A 23,077-nucleotide genomic window follows, 5' to 3' on the forward strand; every position below is an offset into this window, starting at 1 on the left:
AAAGGAAGAAACCTCTCCCTTTTTCTTCCTTAGCAGTCTTCCCCGTTATAAGTTTCCTCTTCGAGCCTGTTCTCTTTCGATCGATTCAAATAATGCCTTGAAGTTTCCTTCACCAAATCCCCGCGCACCCTTACGCTGAATAATTTCGATGAATAATGTAGGTCGATCGACGATTGGCTTAGTGAATATTTGTAGCAGGTAACCCTCATCATCACGATCGACAAGAATGTTTAATTCTCGAAGCTTCTCGATCTCTTCATCAATTTTGCCGATTCGCTGCCCCAAATCCTCATAATACGTACTTGGTGTATTTAGGAACTCAACTCCATTCTTTTTCAAGGTCGAAACAGTTGAAACAATATCCTCTGTTAGAATCGCAAGGTGCTGTACCCCAGGACCATTGTAGAATTCTAAATACTCTTGAATTTGTGATTTACGTTTCCCTTCGGCTGGTTCATTAATTGGGAACTTGATTCTGCCGCCATTGTGCATAACCTTCGACATTAACGCAGAATACTCTGTGGTAATATCTTTATCTGTGAAATGCTTCATCTCTACAAAGCCCATTACTTTAGAATAATATTCGACCCATTCTTCCATATGTTCAACGTTACCGACCACATGATCAATCCCAATCAAGCCGGCATCTTCAATAGGCAGATAAACGGAATAAGGGTCAAAACCTGGCATGAAAACACCCTGATAATTCTTGCGTTCTACTAACGTATGGATGGTATCTCCATATGTACCGAGAACGGCTTTTTTTATGGTCCCCTTCTCATCCTTCAGTTCAAATGGCGGTACGAGGGCAATGCCGCCACGCTCTACAGCAGCGTTATATGCTTTATCCACATCATCTACTAAGAGAGCTACGTCTTTTACACCGTCACCATGTTTTTTTACAAACTGAGCAACCAGAGTATCTTCTTTATAGGAGCCTGTGAGGACTAGACGGATATTTCTTTGCTGGAGGACATAGGAAACGGTTTCACGATTTCCCGTTTCAAGACCGGAATAAGCAACTGGCTTAAATCCAAATGCTGTACAAAAAAAGTGACAGGCTTGCTTCGCATTATTTGTGTATATTTCGATATAGTCAACATCCCTAACAGGAAAAAAATCGTTAACAAGTTCTTCGGCTTTTATGCGTTTTTCTTTCATTTATATTCCTCCTATTATCGTTTAATTAATAATATTCAGAATATATATTAAGTGATACAGACCTGTCCTCTCAAGAGCAGGCGTTAAAGCAATACCGCTTTTAGCTGATAAAGAAAAAAACAGCCATTGATGACTGTTTCTGTTTTTTACTCATATTTAGGATAAAACTGCACGGTCGCTGGCCATTTGTACTCCGCGAATTCGTTTAAATTCCTCTAATAATCCTTCTATGGTTAGATCTTTCTTGTTTTCCGCATCTACTTCTAATATGATTTGACCTTTATCCATCATGATTAAGCGATTTCCAAGGTCAATAGCTTGCTGCATATTATGAGTGACCATCAAGGTCGTCAGTTGGTATTTCGCAACAATTTCACGTGTTAGATTGGTGATTAATTCCGCTCTAGAAGGATCCAGCGCCGCTGTATGTTCATCAAGCAATAGTATGGCAGGTTCTGTGAATGTCGCCATTAATAGAGATAATGCCTGCCGTTCTCCTCCAGATAACAGCCCTACCTTTGCACTTAACCGGTTTTCTAAACCAAGGTGCAACGATTCAAGCACCTCCCGAAAGTAATCTCGCCTTTTTTTCGTGACTCCCCTTCTGAAGGTCCTCGTTTTATTACGTGAGTATGCCATCGCCAAATTTTCTTCAATCGTCATACTAGGAGCCGTTCCCGCCATTGGGTCTTGAAAAACACGCCCTATCATTTTCGAACGCTTGAATTCTGACATCGCGGTTACGTTTTTGCCGTCAATGTGGATTTCACCCACATCCGGTACTAAAACACCTGAAATGATATTCATTAAGGTTGATTTTCCCGCACCATTACTGCCAATAACGGTTACAAAATCACCTGGTTTTAATGTTAGATTAATATGGTCAATCGCAATTTTTTCATCAGGAGTTCCTTCATTAAAAATCTTATGAATCTGATTTAAGTGCAGCATGATTCTCACCCTTTCGCTCAGCCGATGCCTGTAACATATTCATCTTTTCTTGTCTTCTCTTGGCTTTACGCTTTTTCTCTTTAGAGTGTTCAATTAATTTTGGTGCAGTTAAAGCAATAATAACAATTAATGCTGTAATTACCTTCATATCACCCGGGTCAAGGAATTCCACCCTTAATGCAAGTGTAACAACAATACGGTAGATGATGGCTCCTCCGATAACCGCAAGAGTAGCCCTTGCAATTGACTTAGTACCAAACAAGGCTTCACCGATAATCACAGAGGCTAGACCAATGACGATCATCCCTATTCCCATGCCCACATCCGCAAAACCACCTTGCTGTGCGATTAAGGCACCAGAAAAGGCAACCAGTGCATTGGATAACCCAAGACCTAGGATGGTAAGAAGATTTGTATTGGCAGAGAAACTGCGAATCATCTGTTTATTGTTACCAGTTGCTCTTAAAGCAAGACCAATTTCCGTTTGTAAAAATAAATCCGTAAGCCCTTTGATTACAAAGGTAACGATAATCATAAAAATTAATATTCCCCATGTGCCCGGAAGGCTGTCTCCTAGACCAACCATTGTTAAAAGGCTGTTAAAAAAGGAATCAATACCGAGACTATCGAAAAATTCTCCAATTTTTGTAAAAGACGTTTCTGTATTCAAAAGAGGAATATTGGATCTACCCATGATTCTAAGATTAATAGAATAAAGGGCAATCATCATTAAAATACCTGATAGTAAATTATTAATCTTTCCAAAGGTGTGCAGCAGTCCCGTCATACACCCTGCTGCAAAGCCTGCAAATAATGCCAGTATGGTGGCTAAAAACGGGTTAACCCCACCAGCAATTAACACTGCTGATAGTGCTGCACCTGTAACAAAACTCCCATCTACCGTTAGATCCGGAAAATCCAGAATACGAAAGGAAAGATAGACGCCCAGTGCCATAATCGCGTAGATGATACCTGCTTCAAATGATCCAAATATGGCTGTAAACATTGAGATCATCCTTTCTTTAAGTCTTTGTTCTAAAATAATTGAATCCTATACAGTTATGAAGGAGTCAACCATTTGGGGGGTTGACTCCTAGCATAACTAATGTTTATTATTCGCCTTCGTAAAACTCACCAAGCTCTTTCCATTCTTCTTTTACTTCAAGTCCCTGTGCTTCTGCAGCCTGCTTGTTAATGATAAGTGCTAAGCTGCTTGGCAATTCTACTGGAATTTCAGAAGCCTTTTTATTTCCACTTAGGATTTCAACAGCCATTAAACCTGATTGATAGCCTAGGTCAAAATAATCAAAGCCACTTGCTGCCACTGCACCTTTTTTCATTGAATCGAGCTCGCCAACGAATAAAGGGATTTTCTTGCTGTTTGCAACCGAAATAACTGACTCAAGAGCAGAAACAACTGTGTTATCAGTCGGAATATAGATAGCATCTACACGTCCAACTAAAGATTCAGCTGCTTGTTTCACTTCAGCAGAGGTTGAGACTGAAACTTCCACAAGCTTAGCGCCCTTTGCTTCTGCTAACTTTTTCACTTCTTCCACTTGAACAACAGAGTTTTGTTCACCAGAATTATAAATAACACCAATTTCTTTCGCTTTCACTTCTTCTGTAATGAAGTTAATCGTTTTTGCTGTTCCTTCAGGATGATTATCCGTTGTACCTGTAATATTTTCACCTGGCTGATCAAATGACTTCACTAAACCCGCACCCACAGGGTCAGTTACCGAAGTAAAGATGATAGGAATTTCCTTTGTTGCATTCAAAGCACCAGTGGCACTTGGCGTTGCATTTGCAAAAATAAGATCAACTTTATCCCCAACAAAATTATTAGAGATGGTTTGAACATTAGCGGTTTCACCTTGCGCATTTTGTTCGTCAAATTCCACTTTAAGGCCTTTTTCTTCTAATGCCTTTTTAAACCCTTCTGTTGCTGCGTCCAATGAAGGGTGGGCTGCATACTGGCTTATACCAATTTTAAATACCTTCTCCCCCTCTTTTTCCGTTCCTCCCGCCGATTCTTTACTGCCGCACCCAGCAAGCAACATCATCCCTGCTAAGGCAAAGGATAATACTTTTGCACCTTTTTTCATTATTACATCCCCCAATTTTACATTTAATTTTCTAAAAATTTATTATATTATAAAAGTTATTCTAGTATTTTTTCATACTAAAAGTCAATAGAATTACATAAAATTATTTTTCCGCTTTAAAGCGACAAATTTCTTAATGGTACTTAAATGAAAATGGTTCATCAGAATAAAGTAAAAAGCCCTCGAATTTCCGAGAGCTTTTTCTATTTCCTAGCTATTTATCTTGACCATTCTTCTGTTTGAGCTAATAATTTATCGATTTCTATTTTTTTTAATTTTTTTGTGATTTTCTCAGATGTTAGATTTTCTGTAGATTCTAGTAACTTATCGATATCAATCAGTGTTGTTGTCATTATCTAACCTCCATTGTTTTGGTTTATTTACCAAAGTATTCGTACCATAGTGGACATTTTGTGGGGGTACAAGAAAAGACAGCCCAAAAAACCTAGTCCCTATCGTTGTTGTTAGTATAGGTATGCTTAAATTCATTTTTTATTCATTATTAATAGTTTAATTGTTATGTGAAATGAATCGTTTGGTGTAAGTACAAAATGAAAATGAAAATCGGTATTAAAAAAGTGTTCCGAACAATTATCCGGAACACTTTTTTAATGTTATTAATCAACAGATGATTTCTCCATTGCCTTTTTATTATATTCTTTCAAGTCGTCTCTTACACTTTTATCCCAAAGTTTTACTCCTGAATTATAGGCTGCTCTGTTAATTAAATGGCCGGAAACGGGAGAAGTCATAAAAAGGAAGATAATACCTAAGAGGAGCCTGGAATTAAAATGACCTTCAAGTGCATAAAAGTACAAAAATGTTCCCAATAGAATAGACATTACCCCTAATGTAGCAGCTTTTGAGGCAGCATGATTTCTCGTATAAACATCAGGAAGTCTAATCACTCCAATCGTAGCAATGAGACAAAAAAGAGATCCAATTAAGATAAAGAATCCAATGAAAAAATCAATGATTACGCTCACGTTCGATAATAACCCCCTTTTCCAAATACTTAGCAAATGCCACTGTTCCGATAAAGGCAAGAATCCCAATTAAAAGGATGATTTCAAGAAAAGCATGAGAGTTTAAAACGATTGATATCAATGCTGTAATGGCAACAAGATTCACACCGATAGCATCTAATGCAATCACTCGGTCGGCTGTACTGGGACCTTTTATAACCCGATAAATTAATCCAAGCATCGAAAGGGAGCAGAATAACAAAGCTAATCGAATAATAACCTCAATCATTACCTGCTCACCTCCAAAATAGCCTTTTCAAAGGATTTTTTAATACTGTTAATTTCATCTTCTACTTCCCCAATATTCATCGCATGAATGAAAAGAGTTTTATTATCATCTGAAACATCGATGACTAATGTACCTGGCGTTAATGTTATTAAACTTGAGAGTAAAGTGATTTGCCAATCCTTTGTTAAAACTGTGTCCATTGCAAAAATAGCTGGCCTCATATCTAATCTAGGTTTTAATACAATTTTCACAATGGCTATATTGGACAAAATTAGTTCCTTTATAAAAATAAAAATCAGCTTTATAAAGGACCATAATCGAAATAAATAAAAACGGCTATGGAAGTAACGTCTTAGCACAAATATGACAAGCAGTCCAAAAAGATAGCCCTTTATAAAACTAATGGGATCGTAGGAAACCTTTATAAACATCCATAAAAAGGCTAACACCACATTCAATAAAATTTGAAATGCCAAAACTTATTCACTCCTTTAAGACAGCATCAATATATAAATTAGGATCTAATAAGGTATCTGCTGCCTGAGAAATATACGGCAATATGGATTCAGTACCAATTCCGTAAAGAGCAGAAATTACTATTAAAATGACAGGAGCAATAAGCAGTTGTTTTACAGGGGCTTTTTCCTCTCCACGATAGGTGCGGTCCTTCCCCCAAAAACCGTTAATAAAGATTTTCATAACCGAAAAAAGCACGAGCAAACTGGACATCAATGTAATGAAACCGCCAATAAAGCTCTCTCCCTCAAATCCTCCTTGCACAATAAGCAGCTTTCCAACAAAACCACTCAATGGCGGAATTCCTGCTAGAGCTAAAGCAGCAATAAAGAAAGTCCAGCCAAGACCTGGATAACGGGTATTTAGCCCGCTGATATTTCTTAAATTACTAGTTCCCGTAATCGAAATGACAATCCCTATTAGCAGAAATAATGCTGCTTTAATAATCATATCGTGAATCAAATAGTAAACAGCACCTGTTATAGAAGCTGTATTCAAGACAGAAACCCCAAAAAGAATCACACCTACAGCGATGATGATATTATAAATAATAATGTTCTTGATATCCCAGTAAGCAATTGCACCAATAACACCGAAAACAATGGAAAGAATCGCTAAAATGGAAAGTATTCCAAAGGTATCCATATCATGATAAAAGAATAGCGTGTATGTTCTTGTAATCGAATAAACTCCTACTTTTGTCAATAAAGCACCGAAAAGTGCTAATACAGGGGAAGGCGGTGCGTAATAGGATCCCGGCATCCAAAAGAAGAGTGGAAAAATGGCTCCTTTTAAACCAAAAACAATTAAAAATAAGACAGCAATAACTGTTAATATCCCTGGCATCCCATTTACACTAATTTCATTGATTCGACTAGAAATATGAGCCATATTTAACGTGCCGACTACGGAATATAAATAGGCAACCGCAATAACAAATAATGCCGATGATATGACATTGACAAGTAAATATTTAATGGATTCTCTTAGTTGTAACTTAGTTCCTCCCAGTACTAACAAAACATAGGAAGACATAAGCATAACCTCAAAAAATACAAAAAGGTTAAAGATATCTCCAGTTGTAAAAGCCCCGTTCACTCCTACTAATAAAAAGTTAAACACAGCATAGTAGTAATATTTTTCACGTTCTTCCCCTATCGACTTAAAGGAGTAAAGTAAACAAACAAACGAAATAAGGCTTGTTGTAAGTACTAAAAGTGCTGAAAACATGTCAGATACTAATGTAATCCCAAACGGAGCGTCCCAGCTGCTCACATTAAGCGATTGAATCCCATCAGTGCGTACCTTTTGTACAATAAATCCAGCAGCAATCATTGTACTTATGGAAGAGATCGCTGAAACAACTCGCTGAGCTGTAATTCTTTTATTCAGAAAAATTAATATTACCCCAGTAAATAAGGGGATTAATATAGGTAAAATGATTAAGTTAGTCATCTTTCTCGGTTCCCCTCATCTCTTCTACATTATCAGTCCCCAGCTCTTGATAGGTTCGATAAGCCAATACTAAGAAAAACGCTGTTACACCAAAGCTGATTACAATCGCTGTCAATATTAAGGCCTGAGGCAGTGGATCTGTATAGTTCTCCGCATTTCCCCCTAAAATAGGAGCAGCTCCTCGTTTCAAACCACCCATCGTTAGAATAAGAAGATGAGCACCATGACTTAATAGTCCAGTACCGACGATAATACGTAATAGACTTTTTGAAAGCATTAGATAGGTGGCGGTCATAAATAGAATTCCAATTACAAATGCCATTAAGATTTCCATTATTCATCCTCCCCTATCGTTTGAATAATGGTCATTGTCACTCCGACAACAACAAAGTACACCCCTAAATCAAAAAGCGTTGCTGTATGAAGAGATAATTCACCAAGAAGCGGTAAATGAACATCACCAAATGCATGCGTTAAAAACGGAACATCAAAAATGAGAGATCCCGCACTTGTTCCAATGGCAAATAGCAGCCCAATCGCCGTGAGAATCCGGTAGTTTACTGGCAATAATTCCTCCACTGTTTTGATATCATACGTAATTAATAAGAGTACAATCGCCCCGGCCGTCATTAGCCCTCCTATAAACCCGCCGCCGGGATAATAATGACCAGCTGTAAAAATGTAGACTGAGTACAGGAAAATAAAGAAAAGAAGAACTTTTATGGCTGTTTCAAGTATGATATTGTTTGTTTTTCTCATTCTTCTTTCCTCCTGTTCAATCTTAATTTGATCATGCCAAAGATTCCTAAAGAAGCAATGGCCAATACCGTAATTTCAAAGAGCGTATCAAAGCCTCGGAAATCTACTAAAATAACGTTTACCATATTCTTACCCGCAGCCTCTGTATACGTATTCTCCACATAGTACTGTGATATTGAGTCAAATAATTTATTACTATGAGCTGAAAGTGCGATTAAGATTACCACTGCACCTACCCCAACAGAGATAAGCGCATTCGTAAATCTAAATCTCATTCTTGTCTCAAACCTTCTCAATTTAGGTAAATGATAGAAGCACACCAAGAATAACGCGACCGAAATCGTTTCGATAACAAGCTGAGTTAAGGCTAAATCCGGTGCTCTAAAGAGAACATAGAATAAAGAAACCGTATAACCAACAGCACCTAGCAGGATGATAGAAGTCATTCTTGATTTAGCAAAAAGAATGCAAATCGATCCCAACACGACAAGAATTGCTAGGGCGACTTCGTATACTCCTATCGAGGAGACATTGCTTGTATCTAACAAGAAGGCATTCTTTCCAATAAGCGCAGCTGCAAGAATAACAATAAAGAATGCAAAGATATATACGAGATATGACCTGATCGATCCATTCATATAGGTTTTTGTTAACTTATAGGAGGCTGATTGTATCCCTTCTATTAAGTAGTCATAAAATCGATTAAGAGCGAGCCTCTCTGGAATCGCTTTATAGATTTTTTTCCATCTAGATTGCGTTTTATAAAGGACGCTTCCTAAAATAATTACCCCAAGTGTCATAAACAGTTCAATGTTAGGTCCATGCCAGAATGAAATGTGAACCATATATTCTTCCCCCGCCCCTAGTAGACTTGGTAGAATTGAAGCCATAGCTGGGGAGATGAGACTATCAGATAAAAGGTTGGGGAAAAGACCGAAAATAATCACTAGTGAAACTAATATAACCGGTGAAATCAGTAATCCTATTGGAGCTTCATGTGGTTTTTTATCAAGTTTGTCCGGCTGATACTTACCAGTAAAAGTTTTGAAAACAAGAATCATGCTATAAACAAAAGTAAAGATGCTGGCAATCCAAGCAAGCACCGGGAATAATATCCCCCATGTTTCAAGATTAAATAGATCCATCTCCGTCACATGTACCATCGCTGTAAAAAACATCTCTTTACTTAAGAACCCATTAAATGGCGGAAGTCCTGCCATTGAGAATGCACCAATAATAGAAATCGTAAACGTAATCGGCATAAAATGCATTAACCCGCCTAATTTACGAATATCCCTTGTCCCTGTTTCATGGTCGATGATTCCAGCTGCCATGAACAGGCTTCCTTTAAAGGTTGCATGGTTGATTAAGTGGAAAATAGCTGCCGTTACAGCAACCGTATAGATGTTTTCATCCAAAAATTCATAATGAAGAGCTGCTGCTCCAGCACCGAGCAATGACATGATAAGACCTAATTGGCTGACGGTGGAGAAGGCTAAAATCGCCTTTAAATCTGTCTGTTTTACCGCAAATACGGAACCCCATATCAAGGTAAGTATTCCGACACCAGTTACTAGCCAGAACCAAAGAAAATGTTCTCCAAACACCGGAGTAAATCGTGCTGCTAAATAAATTCCTGCCTTGACCATCGTTGCAGAGTGTAAGTAAGCACTCACGGGTGTAGGAGCTTCCATGGCATCCGGAAGCCAAATATAGAATGGGAATTGGGCAGATTTTGTAAAAGCACCAAGTAAAATACAAACTAGTGCAGGTACAAATAATGGGTGGTTATAAATAGCATTAGTCTGAGATATCAATTCTGTAACACTAAAGGTTCCTGTCATAATGTACAGAAGGATGATTCCTCCTAACATCGCGAGCCCGCCAAATACCGTTATAAGCATCGATTTTTGTGCACCGTAGCGGGATTTATCTCGTTCGTACCAGTAACCGATTAATAGAAAAGATGAAAAGCTTGTCAGCTCCCAAAATCCATACATTACAATTAAGTTATCCGATAAGACAACTCCTAGCATGGCACCCATGAAGAGCAGTAAATATACATAAAAGTGGTTGAGCTTTTCTTTATTCTTTGCTAAATAATAGATGGAATAAAGCACAACCAAGGCTCCAATACCAGTGATTAACAGGGCAAATAAAAGCCCAAGTCCATCGATTTTTGCTGTAAAATTAATCCCTAAAGTCGGGATCCAGTTAATAATCTCAATTAATGATCTTCCCCTCATCGTTTCTGGCAGGAAAGTGAGGAAATAGACGAACAATATAATAGGTAACGGCAGCACAAACCATCCTGTATGAAGATGACGAAATATTCTGTAAAATAGCGGAATAAAAATAGAAAGGATCAATGGTGCTACAATCGCTAAGTGCAGAGAAGACATACCAAAACCTCCTTATTTCTGAGATACCAACCCTTCGGTTGTCAATTAACTTTTAGTTTTTCAAGTGCAGCTCTTCATTATCATTCCACCTCTCGATTTTTTCATTTGTTTTCCATTTCAATTTTTGAAAATACAAAAAGAGCCTGTCACTTAGGGACATAGTTATCCCTTGGTGACAGGCTCCTCCAAAAATCGTTTTTATTTATTTACATAATGGTAACATGACTTTAGTTTCTGTTCAATGTTTTTTTATTAAAAAATAATACAACCATGAACTTCGTCCAAGCTTTCAAACGTGCTCTTTCATAAATTGAAGTAGTATAGGGTGGAGGTGGAGAAGGAATGGGTCAACGTGGCGGTAACAACAGCACATTTGTCTTAATTGTTGTTTTGTTTATTCTTTTAATAATTGTCGGATCAGCTTACATTGGTGGCGGTAATTAAATAATTATCTTCAATTAAAAATGCTTCAGCGCCTATACGCTGAAGCATTTTTTAAATAATTTGTTGTATCTTCAGTTAAACTATCTGTATGATAGTAACATTACGAAAAATATTGGAGGCACCTATGCTTACTTTTAACGAAAAATTAGCGATAATTGGAACATTTCCTGAACTAGAACGAAAAGACGTCTCACTTAAACGTGTTAATTTCCAGCTGCCAAACAGCGCATCTGACAAAAAAAATGTCGTCTATCATCTTCATCCAAATGGAAACGGATTTGTTTATGCAGGAAACCTAGATTCTTATCAAACAGATGACAAAGGAATGGTGAATATCCGTGACTTTTCTGCAGATGAACTAAAGGAATTGATTAAGGAGTCGATTGAATCCCTATTACCTGTAGAAAGGTCAACTGCAGAAGAAGCGATTATTGGTAATCAGGTTGAAGAACGCTGGATAGACGAGGAAAAAAATCATCTTATCTTAATCAATGAAAACGATACTTGGAATATTTACTTTGGACTTAACCTTGAAGAAAGCTTTGATACCTACGGTGAAGCAGAAGAGTTTCTACAAGAGGAAGGATTCCGTCGAGTATAAATACATATCTAATTTCAAGCTGTGCAGAAGCACAGCTTGTTTGATTCAATCAAGTTCAGCCATATTTTCTTGTTCAGTATCAATCCAGTCATCTAAACGGATAATACTTTGTTTTGCACGATCATAATCTATGCTTCGATAATGGTGCATTCCACCCTCTTCTTCGTCTTTCTCATCAGCCCATTTTACAATTTGCTGCAGTGGTGTACGTACAATATCGTTTGATGGTAAAAATGAATCGGTATGAAACAGTATCGCTAGAGCAATACTCTTTGCCTTTACTGGATTTTCACCGAGACGGATTAATAATTTGTGTGCTCTCTCTGCCCCTTTTATCGGGTGTATGTCATTTTGTTTATATAAATCATAATCCCATTTTCCATTCTTATACCACGTGTAATGCCCCATATCATGCAGAAGCCCCGCTTTTGCCGCTGTATCGATATCCAGCTGATGTTCTTTCGCTAAATGAAAGGCATGATAGGCAACAGCAATTGCATGGGCAATTCCAGATCGATTCAAGTATTTTTGTGCTATATGATGTTCAAATATGTTAATTAACCTTACATCCCTCATATCAATCTCCTCCACTCCATGCAGCATGCAATTTTTTACTATTCATTATATTATAAACATAATCTTTAAGATACATATTTATTCAACCAAATTTATAAAAAAAAGAAGCTTTCATCAGCAATGAAAGCCCCTCTTTATTTTTATATTCATTTATTATTCATTTGCAGTTTCGCTTGTTTTTATACCTTCTGTTTCAGTCTCTGTTCCACTAGTACCTTCTGTACTGTCAGTATCAGTCGTACCTTCGGTGTCCTTACCCTCTTTTTTAGCCTTTGGAGCTAAATATTCAAAGTCGTTTGGATTTATAGGAGTATATCCCTCCGGCTGGTAGAAGCGTAAAAGGTCTTTATAAACAATCTCATCCGATATTTGGAGCTCTGCTGCAGCTTTATCCGCTATTTCCTTACATGCATCAGTACCTTCGAGTAATTCTCCTGTAACGTTACTGTAGCATTTCCCTTTTACTTGAACAATCTCAGGTGAAACAAAATCACCATTTCTAAATAATGCCCAGTTCCTGTGGTCCGGAGATAATAAATCAGAGCCAAGTTCCATATAGTCCTTAGTATCAATTCCTAATAAATGAAGGATGGTTGAACGAACGTCTGCCTGACCTCCATATTGCTGCTGAACGCCGCCTTTTACTCCAGGAACATGTATAAATAAAGGAACACGCTGTAAGCCCACATTTAACGTTGGGGTAATTTCCTCAACACCAAGTACTTTTGCCATTGCCTCGTTGTGATTTTCCGAAATACCGTAATGGTCACCGTACATAACAATAACTGTATTATCGTATAAACCTGAGGCTTTTAGGTCATTAAAGAACTGTTCAATCGCTTCATCCATATAGTGCGCTGCTTGGAAATACTGGTCAACCACTTTATCGCCTGTATCCCCAGCAGGAAAATCAGTATCCTCTGGATCCATTTCAAATGGAAAGTGGTTTGAAAGGGTTAAAAACTTTGTATAGAACGGCTGCGGTAAGCTCTTAAGTAATGGCATTGATTCTGTAAAAAATGGCTTATCCTTTAAACCGTAATTCTTTGTATTTTCCTCAGTCATATTATAATATTCCGCATCAAAAAATTGATCGTATCCTAATGCCTTGTACATGACGTTTCGGTTCCAGAACGTTTTATAATTTCCATGGAACGAAGCAGAATAGTAACCATTGCCTTTTAAAATCGCCGGCATAGCCTGGTAGGTATTTTGTGCTTTGTTAACAAATACAGCACCTTGAGCCATTGGATATAATCCATTTTCCATCAAGAACTCTGCATCCGATGTCTTCCCTTGACCGGTTTGATGGAAGAAGTTTTCAAAGTAAAAAGCCTCATTCCCATGTACTAAGGAATTTAAGAATGGTGTTACTTCCTGACCATCTGGCATTTTATAATCGATTGCAAAGCTCTGAAGTGATTCCATTGCAATATAGAGTACATTCATTCCCTTGGCCTTACCAAAATATTCAGGATTAGGTGCTGCGAAATTAGCTTTCCGGTAATTCTCAACATCCGTAATATCACTGCTGTCTGCGAGTGCACGCTGACCTGAAGATTTAATGTTTTGAATAACATCGTAGATGGTAAAGTTATAGGCACCTAAATATTTTACTAAGTAATTTCGATCAAAAGAACGGCTCAATAGCTGTGGACGATCCTTTTCAGCCAAACCAAGATTAAATAAGAATACAGTTACTGCAAACAATAGGACCACTTTAAATGACTTTTTATGTTCTACCGCTGCCTTCTTAAAAACGGTAGCAGCAAGAACAATTAAAATAAAGAAATCTAAGAAGTATAGGAAATCAAATGGAGACATTAATGAAAGGGCACTATCTCCCAGCTGTCCTGCATTTGTTTTCGTCGACATCAATACTGGAACCGTAATAAAATCGCTAAAGAATCTGTAATAAGCGATATTCGCGTACAATAAAAACGACAAAATAAAGTTTGTTATAATTATTACTAATTTCATACGCTTTTTGAATAGTAATGCTAAACCAAAAAAGAACAGTGCCGAACTTAATGGGTTAATGAATAAAAGAAACTTTTGTAAGTTATTATCAATTCCAAGTGTAAATTCAATTTGATAAGCGGCATATGTTTTTAGCCAGAATAAAACAACAGCAATTGCAAAGAAAGCAATTGATCCATTATTTTTTATATTTGGCAGTCTAATCTTTTTCATTTCTATTTCTCCTCTCACTTACCAATAACCTTCGGTAAACGAACCTCAATAACTATATCACATTTCTATAAAAATAAAAACAAAACCCTTACCATTAATAACCAATTTTTTTCGTCAATTTTCACTATAGTTAGCTAGGAAATTAATATTATGGAAGCTTGGTCAATTTCATCTGAAAGCTTAAAATTTATTTCATTCAGCATCAGAATGATTTGAACTTCTTTTATATAAGACGGTGAGAAGCTCATTAAGTTTCATTTTTTTGAGGGATTCTTTTTCTAAGTAATCATAAACCGTTAATTTCGAGCATGCAATATGATTTTAGTCTTATCTTTTACAGAATATAATACAAGTTATCCTTTTAGAACTATTTATAATAGAAGATAGCGATTACAATTTAAACGCATTAAATCCCACAAAAAGGTAAAAATAAAATGACATTGAAAAGAGGAGTGAAAGAAATGAATGTAAATCGTGTAAAGCAAATTCTATCGTCTTCTGCAGATATTGAAGTGAAATATAATGGAGCTTCTGTTTGGATTGACCAGTTAAATGAGGATGGAAGAACTGCAACAGTTCACTTAAGAGGACCGCTTGAAGAACGAACCGTCGTTGAAATTGGAGAACTTATCGAAGAATAAAAAATACCCCGCCTTTTCTCTAAAGGCGGGGTATTTTTTTATGCAGGTCCTATTCTGCCTATATCATGTCTTCGTTTTCCTTATCTACGTCTTTTGGCTGAGGTTTAATTTGCTGGTCAAAACCTTTACTAAGGACCTCTCTCGTATTTGTGCCTACGTCTATTTTGGTATTAGACTTAGGAAGCTGACTTAATTCCTTACCTCTTGGCATTGTCTTCACCCCTTATAGTTAAAATGTTCAAGGTGAGGTCAATTTAATCAAAAAATATTACTTGGATTTACGTATGGCGTTGATGGCGTTGTTTGCTAAGAGTTGGATGGTCATGTCATCCATCGGCGGGTTGTGAAGTCCTGCTCTCACATCACGATAGTACCGCTGCAGAGGATTTTTCAATGATAAACTTCTCGCCCCAACTAATCTCATTGCCAAATCCACTACTGTGATAGCGTTATTTGTAACTGTTAATTTTGCTGCTCCTAGGATGGGACCCATCATCGCTCTGCCCTGCTCTTCAGATTCATCCCATTGCTTCGCAACAGAATGCAGGAAATACTCTGATTCCATCAATTTCAATTCCATCTCCCCTATCTTTTGTCGAACGTTCGGTAATTCAATGATTGAACCCTCGATACTATTAGGAGAATAGTCTAACGCAAATTCTATCGCATATTTTTTTGCTGCTTTTGCAATTCCAAGATAACAAGCTGGAATATGCAGGAGCCATCCGCTTGCTTTCTTTCCTTCAATCCCAATCTGTTCCACATAATATTCTTCAGGTACGGATACATTTTTCAAGATTAAATCATGACTCCCTGTCCCTCTTAAGGCAATACTATCCCACGTTTCTTCAATTACAATCCCCTTTGTAGATCTGGGGACAAGGAAGTTTCCTGCCTGATTTGTATCTTTTAAAGTGGCACTAACAATGAAATAATCTAAAACAGGTGCCATCGTGGTAAAAGTTTTCCTGCCATTTATAATCCACTGATTTCCTTCTTTATGAGCAGTAGTTTCCGGTCTGCCGCCACGGGTTGGACTTCCTGTTTTGGGCTCTGTTGCTGCACTATTGATCAAAGAACCATTTAAAACGTCTTCACAGATTTTTTTAAAAATATCTTCTTTCCAAGAATTTTTTTCTGAGAGGTTTTTGATAATCCCCATATGCCAGCCAATGGATAGCGCCGTCGCTCCATCCCCCTCAGCAATTTTTTCTTGAAAACGCAGCATGTCATATAGAGAAATTTCTTTCCCGCCATACTTCTTAGGAACGGTTAACGAGGTATACCCTGTATCTTTTAAATCTTGAATATTTTCAAATGGAAAACTTCCATCAATATCAACCTGATGAGCTCTTGAGAAAAATCGTTTTGATAGATTGTTCATTAGCTCTAACTGATCATCAAATGTTTTTTTTTCTTGAAATTTCATAAACTCCCCTCCTATCCTATTGATGTTATAAACCATCCCTTTGTTTTGTCATTTTAGTATGATATTACACGAATGAGGAGTTATTTTCCATTTTTAAAACAATTTTATACAAGATTATTAGTTTAGTGTCATAACTCACAGTTAAATATCCAAAATCGTTCTATAATACACTAAGAAAAATTCACCAAAATTAGCTTATTTGTATGAAAAACTTCCGTTGTATACCACTGTTGTGGAACTACTACACATATTGGAAATGAAGGGGGATTCCGAATGTCTCAAGGTGCAAAACAATTATATCTTCAAACCACAAGCCTTGTTGCTGGTTTTATGGTCTGGGTGCTTATTTCATCGCTTATGCCATATATTCAAGCAGATATTAAGCTATCATCAACGCAAATATCCATGGCCACTGCAGTACCTGTAATCCTTGGGTCTTTACTTAGAATTCCAATTGGATATTGGACAAATCGGTTTGGTGCTAGAACAATTTTTACGATTAGCTTTATTATATTATTACTGCCTATCGGGATTCTTAGCATTGCTAACTCACTATTCATGTTGATTTTAGGTGGATTAATGCTCGGTATTGGCGGAGCAGTATTTTCTATCGGAGTAACATCCCTGCCTAAATATTATCCAAAAGAAAAACATGGCTTTATAAATGGAATTTATGGTGCGGGGAATATTGGAACGGCACTTACATCGTTCGCTTCACCCGTCCTGGCAAATGCATTTGGATGGAGAACGACGATACAAATATTCCTTATTGTTGTTTTGGTCTTTGCTATCTTGAATTTTCTTTTTGGTGATAAGAATGAGAGAAAGGTAAACAACTCATTAACAGAACAAATTAAAGAAGTTTATAAAAATGAAAAGCTTTGGTTTTTAAGTTTATTCTATTTCATAACGTTTGGGTCCTTTGTGGCCTTCACGATCTATTTGCCTTCTTTCTTAGTCAATCATTTTGATTTAGAGAAAGTGGATGCTGGTTTACGGACAGCAGGATTTATTGCCTTAGCCACAGCTTTTAGGCCAATTGGCGGGTGGCTTGGAGATAAATTAAATCCATTTTTTATTTTAATGGGTGTTTTTACAGGACTTACTTTCGCTGGTTTTCTATTGGCCTTTACTCCATCTCTTCCAATTTATTCATTTGGCTGTTTATTCGTGGCTATTTGTGCGGGACTCGGAAATGGTACCATATTTAAATTAGTCCCTCTGTATTTTTCGAAACAGGCAGGAATAGTAAATGGTATTGTCTCAGCGATGGGCGGACTTGGAGGCTTTTTTCCGCCAATCATTTTGACCATTCTCTTTAATTGGACTGGACACTACGCAATTGGCTTCATGTCGCTATCGGAATTTTCATTAGCAAGTTCAATATTAGTTGTCTGGCTTTACTATCGAGAAAAACAGGAAATTTCTGCGAAAATTGTCAATCATGCTACCGATGGTATAACGGTTACAGATAAAAATGGAATTATCCAAAGTGTGAATCCGGCTTTTACCAAAATCACAGGATACACAATGGCTGAGGTGGTTGGTAAAACACCTAGTGTACTTCAATCAGGGGAACATGATAATGCTTTTTATAAAAAGATGTGGGACAGTTTGATCAATGCTGGTTACTGGGAAGGATTCATCTGGAACAAACGAAAAAATCAAGAAATCTATCAAGAATGGTTAACCATTACTGCCATTAAAGATGACAGCGGTGAAACAAAGAATTATGTAGCTATGTTTCATGAAGTTGATGATCAAAAGAAATAAGACCTTCTTCGGAGGGTCTATTTTTTTTCAAAAAGTGCTGATTCCAACCGTAAATTATTACAACTTTTTGACTTTCACCCCAAGTTCACAGTTCCTTCACTATTTTTGTGACGTACGTCACAAAAATGATGTTACCATCTGTTTTATAGTAAAAACATAAAGAACATCCACTTTAAAAACAAATGTGAATTTAGGGGAGAGATTAAAAATGGCACGAATTAATTATTGGAATCCTGAGGATGAAAAGTTTTGGAATGCAGAAGGAAAAAAACACGCTAAGCGTAATCTATGGATTTCCGTTCCTTCTTTAATGCTTGCGTTTATTGTTTGGCAGATTTGGTCCGTAGTTGCAATAAGATTAAATGATATTGGCTTCGCTTTTACAGATGAACAATTATTCACGTTAGCAGCAATCCCAGGACTTGTCGGAGCAACCCTTCGATTTGTTTATACCTTTGCAGTCGGTTCAATAGGCGGGAAAAATTGGACGGTCATTTCTACAGCCGTATTAGCTATTCCAGCTATTGGTATTGGCTTTGCCGTTCAAAACCCTGATACTCCATTTTCAATTATGTTATTGTTAGCAGCACTATGTGGTCTTGGTGGAGGTAACTTCTCTTCTTCTTCAGCAAATATTAGCTTTTTCTTCCCGAAAAAAGAAAAAGGTACTGCTCTAGGAATTAACGGCGGTTTAGGAAACATGGGTGTTTCAGTTGTACAATTTGTTACACCATTAATCGTTACAACTGGTGCTTTCGCATTTGCCGGTAAAGGTCAAGTATTGGCAAATGGTCAACAAATATGGTTACAAAATGCAGCGTTTATCTGGGTAATACCGATTGTCATCATGACATTACTTGCTTACTTTAAAATGGATAACGTACCAGGTGCGAAACAATCCGTTGCAGATCAGTTTGTTATCGTTAAACGTAAACACACATGGATTATGACGGTTCTTTATATCGCTACATTTGGTTCTTTTATTGGATATTCAGCGGCATTCCCGCTGCTGCTAAAATCACAGTTCCCTGAATATATTTCACTTGCCTTCCTTGGTGCTTTAGTTGCAGCTGCAGCAAGACCAGTGGGCGGCTGGCTGGCTGATAAGTTCGGCGGAGCTAGAGTAACAGCTTATGTATTTGTGGTTATGGCCATTGGTGCATCAGGAGTTATTTACTTCTTAAACCTTAATGAGTTTGCTGGTTTCTTAGGTTCATTCCTTGTTTTATTCCTTGCTTCAGGTATTGGTTCTGGATCAACGTTCCAAATGATTCCAACCATTTTCATACCTAAAGAAGCAGCACCTGTTATTGGTTTCTCTGCAGCATTTGCAGCTTATGGTTCTTTCTTAATTCCTAAGCTTTTTGGATGGAGTATTAATACAACAGGTTCATACGTAACAGCATTCTATTTCTTCATTGGATTCTATGTCATTGCGTTTGCACTAAACTATTTCTACTACCAAAGAAAAACAACAGAAGTTAAGCAATTGGTTAAACATGCCGGTTAATCCCCGGCTTGTTTTATTAAAAAAGAAAACCTGCCTTTGTAAAGGCAGGTTAGTTTAATATTTTTACTTCTACTTGTTGTTTTCCCCAGTTGATTGCGTCTTGTTTATCTGGGATAAATACATCAATTTTATTTCCTTTAATCGCACCGCCTGTATCTGCAGCAACTGCGTAGCCATAACCTTCGACATATACCTCTGTTCCTAACGGAATGACAGATGGATCAACCGAAATGACCTTTTTTTCTGGGTTATCTTTTATATTAACTCCTGTTGCAGTTATCCCTGAACATCCTTCACAAGAAGCCGTGTAAGCAGTAGCCGTAACGGTAATTTCCTTTGTTTCTTCTGGACTGTCAACTGGAACAGGTTCTTGCGATACAGGTTCTTCTTGAATAACCGGATCAGCGGTTTCAACAGCTTGTCCCTCATTAGATGCTTCCGATTTTTCAGCTAAGATCATTTCATTATCAGCAAGTATTTCAGTCTCAACTGCATTACGATCACTACCGTTTGCGATTATTAACTCTTTACCTGGATGAATGATATCCGTGTTCAAGTCGTTCCACTCTTTTATATCTTCAATTGATACTCGATTAGTCGCAGCGATATCCGATAATGTATCATTTGGTTTTACAGTGTAGTTTTCTTCTTTTGGGACAACCTGTTCAACAGTAGGTTGCTCCATGGTTATATCTAAAGGTTTTATAACTTTCTCTTTTTCAGTAGAAATGTTAGATGGATTCTTCTTTTCATCGACAATTTCTGCTGCCAATACATTAGCGCCTACAGTTACAGAAAGTGCAGCAACTGCAATGAATGTTCTAAACTTATTCATTATGTGTGTACCTCCTGATTTTTCTCCGAAGTCTAACTTGTGTCCATCATATCATGGATACTTCGAAAACAAAGAACAGGCATATGTTATTTGGTTTACACCTTTATGAATTATATTACGATAGTATTTCTAATTGATTTACTATTCTGAAACCCACAACCAAAAAGCACAGGACATAATATCCCGTGCTTTCTTAGACCCTTGAAATTGCTACTGCACATGCTTTATATTCAGCAGTGCCTGAAATCGGGTCATATTCATTTAATGTTAGAACATTCGTAGGTGTTTCACTCCAGTGGAAGCTCATGAATACAAGGCCTGGAACGACTTGATCCGTAATTTTCGCCTTTACCTTCAGCTCTCCTCTTCTTGATCGAACTTCTACCACATCACCGTCAGTGATCCCAAGTGCCTGTGCATCGTCAGGATGAATATCAACGGTTTCTTCTGTTTGTTTCACCTTAACTCCTGCTGCATAATAGCGAGTCTGTGAATGTGTATTGTAGGACTCATAACGTCTTCCAGTTGTTAATGTAAATGGATACTCTTGATCCGGAAGCTCCAATGGCGGTGTGAAATCAACTGGAACAAATGGTGATTTTTTAGCATTAGACTCCTGATTGTGAAACCTCTCATGCATGACAAATGTCCCTGGATGGTCCTCCGTTGGACATGGATAATGGATGCTGTATTCTTTCTCAAGTCTTTCATAAGAAATACCGCCATACATCTCCCAAGCAAGTTTTCTCACTTCATTCCAGATTTCTTCACTGCTTGAATAGTTCATTGGGTAACCCATAATCGTTGAAAGTTCACATAAAATAACCCAATCTTCTTTTACATTTGGCCCAGGCTCAACGGCTTTGCGGACTCTTTGGATTCTCCTATCCGTATTCGTGTAAGTTCCTTCAACCTCTCCCCATGAACAAGCCGGAAGAACAACATCTGCCATTTTAGCAGTTTCTGTTAGGAAAATATCCTGAACGATTAGCAAGTCTAGCTTTTTCATTAACTCCTTCGTATGATTCATATGAACATCCGCAAGTAATGGATTTTCACCTATGATATAAAGCGCCTTAAGTTCACCATTTTCGAGTCTGTCAAAGGTTCTCGTTTGTGTATCACCTACATTAGGATTTAGCGTGACATTCCATTCTTTCTCATAACGTTCACGGAACTCATCATTGACTAAACTCATCGCACCTGCCAATTGGTTTGGCAGACATCCCATATCACCTGCGCCTTGTACATTATTTTGTCCGCGTAACGGCATAATACCTGTCCCCTGCTTACCTATATTGCCTGTCAATAGTGCAAGATTCGCTATATCAAAGACATTATTAACACCACAATGATGTTCTGTAATTCCTAGTGTATAAGCGATCATCGAACCATTTGCTGTCGCATATTCCCTTGCTGTCGTTACAATATCTTCTGCATTCAAGCCAGTAATGGAAGCAGCATATTCAGGTGTGTACCGATCAACATGTTTTTTTAATGACTCAAAATCAATTGTAAATTGCTTAATAAACTCTTCATTATATAAGTTTTCTTTAATAATCACTCGAAGGAACGCATTAATCAGTGCTATATCTGTACCGACATTGATTTGCAAATGACGATTAGCAAATTTAACCATGTCAATTTTTCTGGGATCAATAACAATTACCTTTAAACCATTTTTTATAGCTTTTTTAATTCGGTTTGCTATGATTGGATGTGCCTCTGTCGTATTCGATCCCATTAGCAGCAATACTTCTGCTCTATCAAAATCCTCTAACGTATTCGTTGGGAAACCGCTTCCAAATACAGTCGCCAGACCGGCAACACTCGGAGCGTGTCAAGTACGGTTACATCCGTCTATATTGTTACTGCCAATAACTGTTCTCATAAACTTTTGTGTAATGTAGTTAGACTCATTTGTTGTTCTCGCACAAGCAAACATCGAAATCGCATTTGATCCCCACGTATCTCTAATGCCAGACAATTTGTCTGCAATAAATTGGTACGCCTCATCCCATGTTGTTTCAACTAATTGCCCGGCTTTTCGGATGAGCGGATTCATTAGTCTATTGTTCGAATGTACATATTCATAGGCAAATGCACCCTTCACACAGGTTTGCCCTTTGTTTACAGGTGCCTCTTTGTCACCGCGAATTTTCATAATCCGGTTATCTTTTACTTCAAGCACTAAACCACAGCCTGTGCCGCAATAACCGCAAATAGTTTTGACAAGATTAGCTTCTCCCAAAGTTTCCCCTCCTAAATTAAACATTAGTACTTATATAAACATATTAATCTATTCAACCTAAAAGTAGCTTAAATTTTTCAAAAAATTATTGTCTATTTTTTGAAAAATGGCAATAGAGTAGGCCATGAAAATATTTCATGCGCCTCTCACAGATCCGTACGTGCGGGTCATCGCATACGGCTCCTCCACTTTATCCCCTTTGGGGATGTAGTTCATTG

At 37.5% G+C, this 23,077-nt stretch carries 23 protein-coding genes; 5 read left to right on the forward strand and 18 right to left on the reverse strand.

Annotated features, from left to right (window positions below; genetic code table 11):
• Positions 1-45: 45 nt before the first annotated feature.
• From hppD to ACIQAA_RS29055, 12 genes are all read right to left on the reverse strand, one after another.
• Positions 46-1,161 (reverse strand): 4-hydroxyphenylpyruvate dioxygenase, encoded by a 1,116-nt coding sequence (gene hppD / locus ACIQAA_RS29000; RefSeq protein WP_402626552.1) that lies wholly within the window; start codon positions 1,159-1,161, stop codon positions 46-48.
• A 156-nt stretch (positions 1,162-1,317) separates the two neighbouring features.
• Positions 1,318-2,112, reverse strand: coding sequence for an ABC transporter ATP-binding protein (locus ACIQAA_RS29005; RefSeq protein WP_402626554.1), 795 nt, complete (start codon positions 2,110-2,112; stop codon positions 1,318-1,320).
• Positions 2,087-3,118 carry an ABC transporter permease gene (locus tag ACIQAA_RS29010; protein ID WP_402626556.1) on the reverse strand — a complete coding sequence of 344 codons (1,032 nt, stop codon included), beginning with the start codon at positions 3,116-3,118 and terminating at the stop codon, positions 2,087-2,089. The genes ACIQAA_RS29005 and ACIQAA_RS29010 overlap by 26 nt, the downstream gene beginning before the upstream one ends.
• Before the next feature lie 106 nt (positions 3,119-3,224).
• On the reverse strand, positions 3,225-4,220 hold the full coding sequence (locus tag ACIQAA_RS29015) for an ABC transporter substrate-binding protein (protein ID WP_402626558.1): 996 nt from the start codon (positions 4,218-4,220) through the stop codon (positions 3,225-3,227).
• A gap of 218 nt (positions 4,221-4,438) precedes the next feature.
• Positions 4,439-4,573: a hypothetical protein gene (locus ACIQAA_RS29020; RefSeq protein ID WP_402626560.1), complete on the reverse strand. Its 135-nt coding sequence runs from the start codon at positions 4,571-4,573 to the stop codon at positions 4,439-4,441.
• 264 nt (positions 4,574-4,837) lie between these two features.
• Positions 4,838-5,206 carry a monovalent cation/H(+) antiporter subunit G gene (gene mnhG / locus ACIQAA_RS29025; protein ID WP_402626562.1) on the reverse strand — a complete coding sequence of 123 codons (369 nt, stop codon included), beginning with the start codon at positions 5,204-5,206 and terminating at the stop codon, positions 4,838-4,840.
• Positions 5,190-5,474 carry a Na(+)/H(+) antiporter subunit F1 gene (locus ACIQAA_RS29030; RefSeq protein WP_402626564.1) on the reverse strand — a complete coding sequence of 95 codons (285 nt, stop codon included), beginning with the start codon at positions 5,472-5,474 and terminating at the stop codon, positions 5,190-5,192. The genes mnhG and ACIQAA_RS29030 overlap by 17 nt, the downstream gene beginning before the upstream one ends.
• Positions 5,474-5,950 (reverse strand): Na+/H+ antiporter subunit E, encoded by a 477-nt coding sequence (locus ACIQAA_RS29035; protein ID WP_402626565.1) that lies wholly within the window; start codon positions 5,948-5,950, stop codon positions 5,474-5,476. The genes ACIQAA_RS29030 and ACIQAA_RS29035 overlap by 1 nt, the downstream gene beginning before the upstream one ends.
• Before the next feature lie 7 nt (positions 5,951-5,957).
• Entirely contained in the window at positions 5,958-7,445 is a 1,488-nt protein-coding gene (locus tag ACIQAA_RS29040) for a Na+/H+ antiporter subunit D (RefSeq protein WP_402626567.1), read from the reverse strand.
• The gene (locus ACIQAA_RS29045) at positions 7,438-7,779 is read right to left on the reverse strand and encodes a Na(+)/H(+) antiporter subunit C (protein WP_179596048.1); all 342 of its coding nucleotides are present in this window, start codon (positions 7,777-7,779) and stop codon (positions 7,438-7,440) included. Before ACIQAA_RS29045 ends, ACIQAA_RS29040 begins: the two co-directional genes overlap by 8 nt.
• Positions 7,779-8,204 (reverse strand): Na(+)/H(+) antiporter subunit B, encoded by a 426-nt coding sequence (locus ACIQAA_RS29050; protein ID WP_402626569.1) that lies wholly within the window; start codon positions 8,202-8,204, stop codon positions 7,779-7,781. The genes ACIQAA_RS29045 and ACIQAA_RS29050 overlap by 1 nt, the downstream gene beginning before the upstream one ends.
• Positions 8,201-10,606: a Na+/H+ antiporter subunit A gene (locus ACIQAA_RS29055; protein WP_402626571.1), complete on the reverse strand. Its 2,406-nt coding sequence runs from the start codon at positions 10,604-10,606 to the stop codon at positions 8,201-8,203. The genes ACIQAA_RS29050 and ACIQAA_RS29055 overlap by 4 nt, the downstream gene beginning before the upstream one ends.
• 342 nt (positions 10,607-10,948) lie before the next feature.
• Here ACIQAA_RS29055 and ACIQAA_RS29060 point away from each other — a divergent pair, with 342 nt between their 5' ends.
• Together ACIQAA_RS29060 and ACIQAA_RS29065 are read left to right on the forward strand one after the other, a co-directional pair.
• The gene (locus tag ACIQAA_RS29060) at positions 10,949-11,050 is read left to right on the forward strand and encodes a YjcZ family sporulation protein (protein WP_402626573.1); all 102 of its coding nucleotides are present in this window, start codon (positions 10,949-10,951) and stop codon (positions 11,048-11,050) included.
• A gap of 124 nt (positions 11,051-11,174) precedes the next feature.
• Positions 11,175-11,651, forward strand: a complete 477-nt coding sequence (locus ACIQAA_RS29065; RefSeq protein WP_402626574.1) for a hypothetical protein — start codon at positions 11,175-11,177, stop codon at positions 11,649-11,651.
• Positions 11,652-11,696: 45 nt separating this feature from the next.
• Here the strand turns inward: ACIQAA_RS29065 and ACIQAA_RS29070 are convergent, their stop codons facing one another.
• Together ACIQAA_RS29070 and ltaS are read right to left on the reverse strand one after the other, a co-directional pair.
• The gene (locus ACIQAA_RS29070) at positions 11,697-12,227 is read right to left on the reverse strand and encodes an HD domain-containing protein (RefSeq protein ID WP_402626575.1); all 531 of its coding nucleotides are present in this window, start codon (positions 12,225-12,227) and stop codon (positions 11,697-11,699) included.
• Positions 12,228-12,380: 153 nt separating this feature from the next.
• Complete coding sequence (gene ltaS / locus ACIQAA_RS29075) at positions 12,381-14,420, reverse strand: lipoteichoic acid synthase (RefSeq protein ID WP_402626577.1); 2,040 nt, start codon at positions 14,418-14,420, stop codon at positions 12,381-12,383.
• A gap of 461 nt (positions 14,421-14,881) precedes the next feature.
• Here ltaS and ACIQAA_RS29080 point away from each other — a divergent pair, with 461 nt between their 5' ends.
• Positions 14,882-15,061, forward strand: a complete 180-nt coding sequence (locus ACIQAA_RS29080; RefSeq protein ID WP_402626578.1) for a small, acid-soluble spore protein, H family — start codon at positions 14,882-14,884, stop codon at positions 15,059-15,061.
• A 58-nt stretch (positions 15,062-15,119) separates the two neighbouring features.
• On the opposite strand, the gene ACIQAA_RS29085 is transcribed toward ACIQAA_RS29080, so the two are convergent.
• A complete protein-coding gene (locus ACIQAA_RS29085; RefSeq protein WP_402626580.1) occupies positions 15,120-15,272 on the reverse strand; it encodes a hypothetical protein in 153 nt (50 codons plus the stop codon).
• 57 nt (positions 15,273-15,329) lie between these two features.
• The gene (locus tag ACIQAA_RS29090; protein ID WP_402626581.1) at positions 15,330-16,490 is read right to left on the reverse strand and encodes an acyl-CoA dehydrogenase family protein; all 1,161 of its coding nucleotides are present in this window, start codon (positions 16,488-16,490) and stop codon (positions 15,330-15,332) included.
• Between the two features lie 273 nt (positions 16,491-16,763).
• Between ACIQAA_RS29090 and ACIQAA_RS29095 the strand changes: the two genes are divergently transcribed.
• Complete coding sequence (locus ACIQAA_RS29095) at positions 16,764-18,263, forward strand: nitrate/nitrite transporter (RefSeq protein WP_402626583.1); 1,500 nt, start codon at positions 16,764-16,766, stop codon at positions 18,261-18,263.
• Between the two features lie 208 nt (positions 18,264-18,471).
• Positions 18,472-19,773 (forward strand): MFS transporter, encoded by a 1,302-nt coding sequence (locus tag ACIQAA_RS29100; protein ID WP_402626585.1) that lies wholly within the window; start codon positions 18,472-18,474, stop codon positions 19,771-19,773.
• Positions 19,774-19,822: 49 nt separating this feature from the next.
• On the opposite strand, the gene ACIQAA_RS29105 is transcribed toward ACIQAA_RS29100, so the two are convergent.
• Both ACIQAA_RS29105 and fdhF read right to left on the reverse strand, forming a co-directional pair.
• Entirely contained in the window at positions 19,823-20,608 is a 786-nt protein-coding gene (locus ACIQAA_RS29105) for a 3D domain-containing protein (protein WP_402626587.1), read from the reverse strand.
• A 193-nt stretch (positions 20,609-20,801) separates the two neighbouring features.
• Positions 20,802-22,883 carry a formate dehydrogenase subunit alpha gene (fdhF, locus tag ACIQAA_RS29110; protein ID WP_402626589.1) on the reverse strand — a complete coding sequence of 694 codons (2,082 nt, stop codon included), beginning with the start codon at positions 22,881-22,883 and terminating at the stop codon, positions 20,802-20,804.
• Positions 22,884-23,077: the final 194 nt, after the last annotated feature.

Source organism: Neobacillus sp. NPDC093182 (assembly GCF_044754045.1).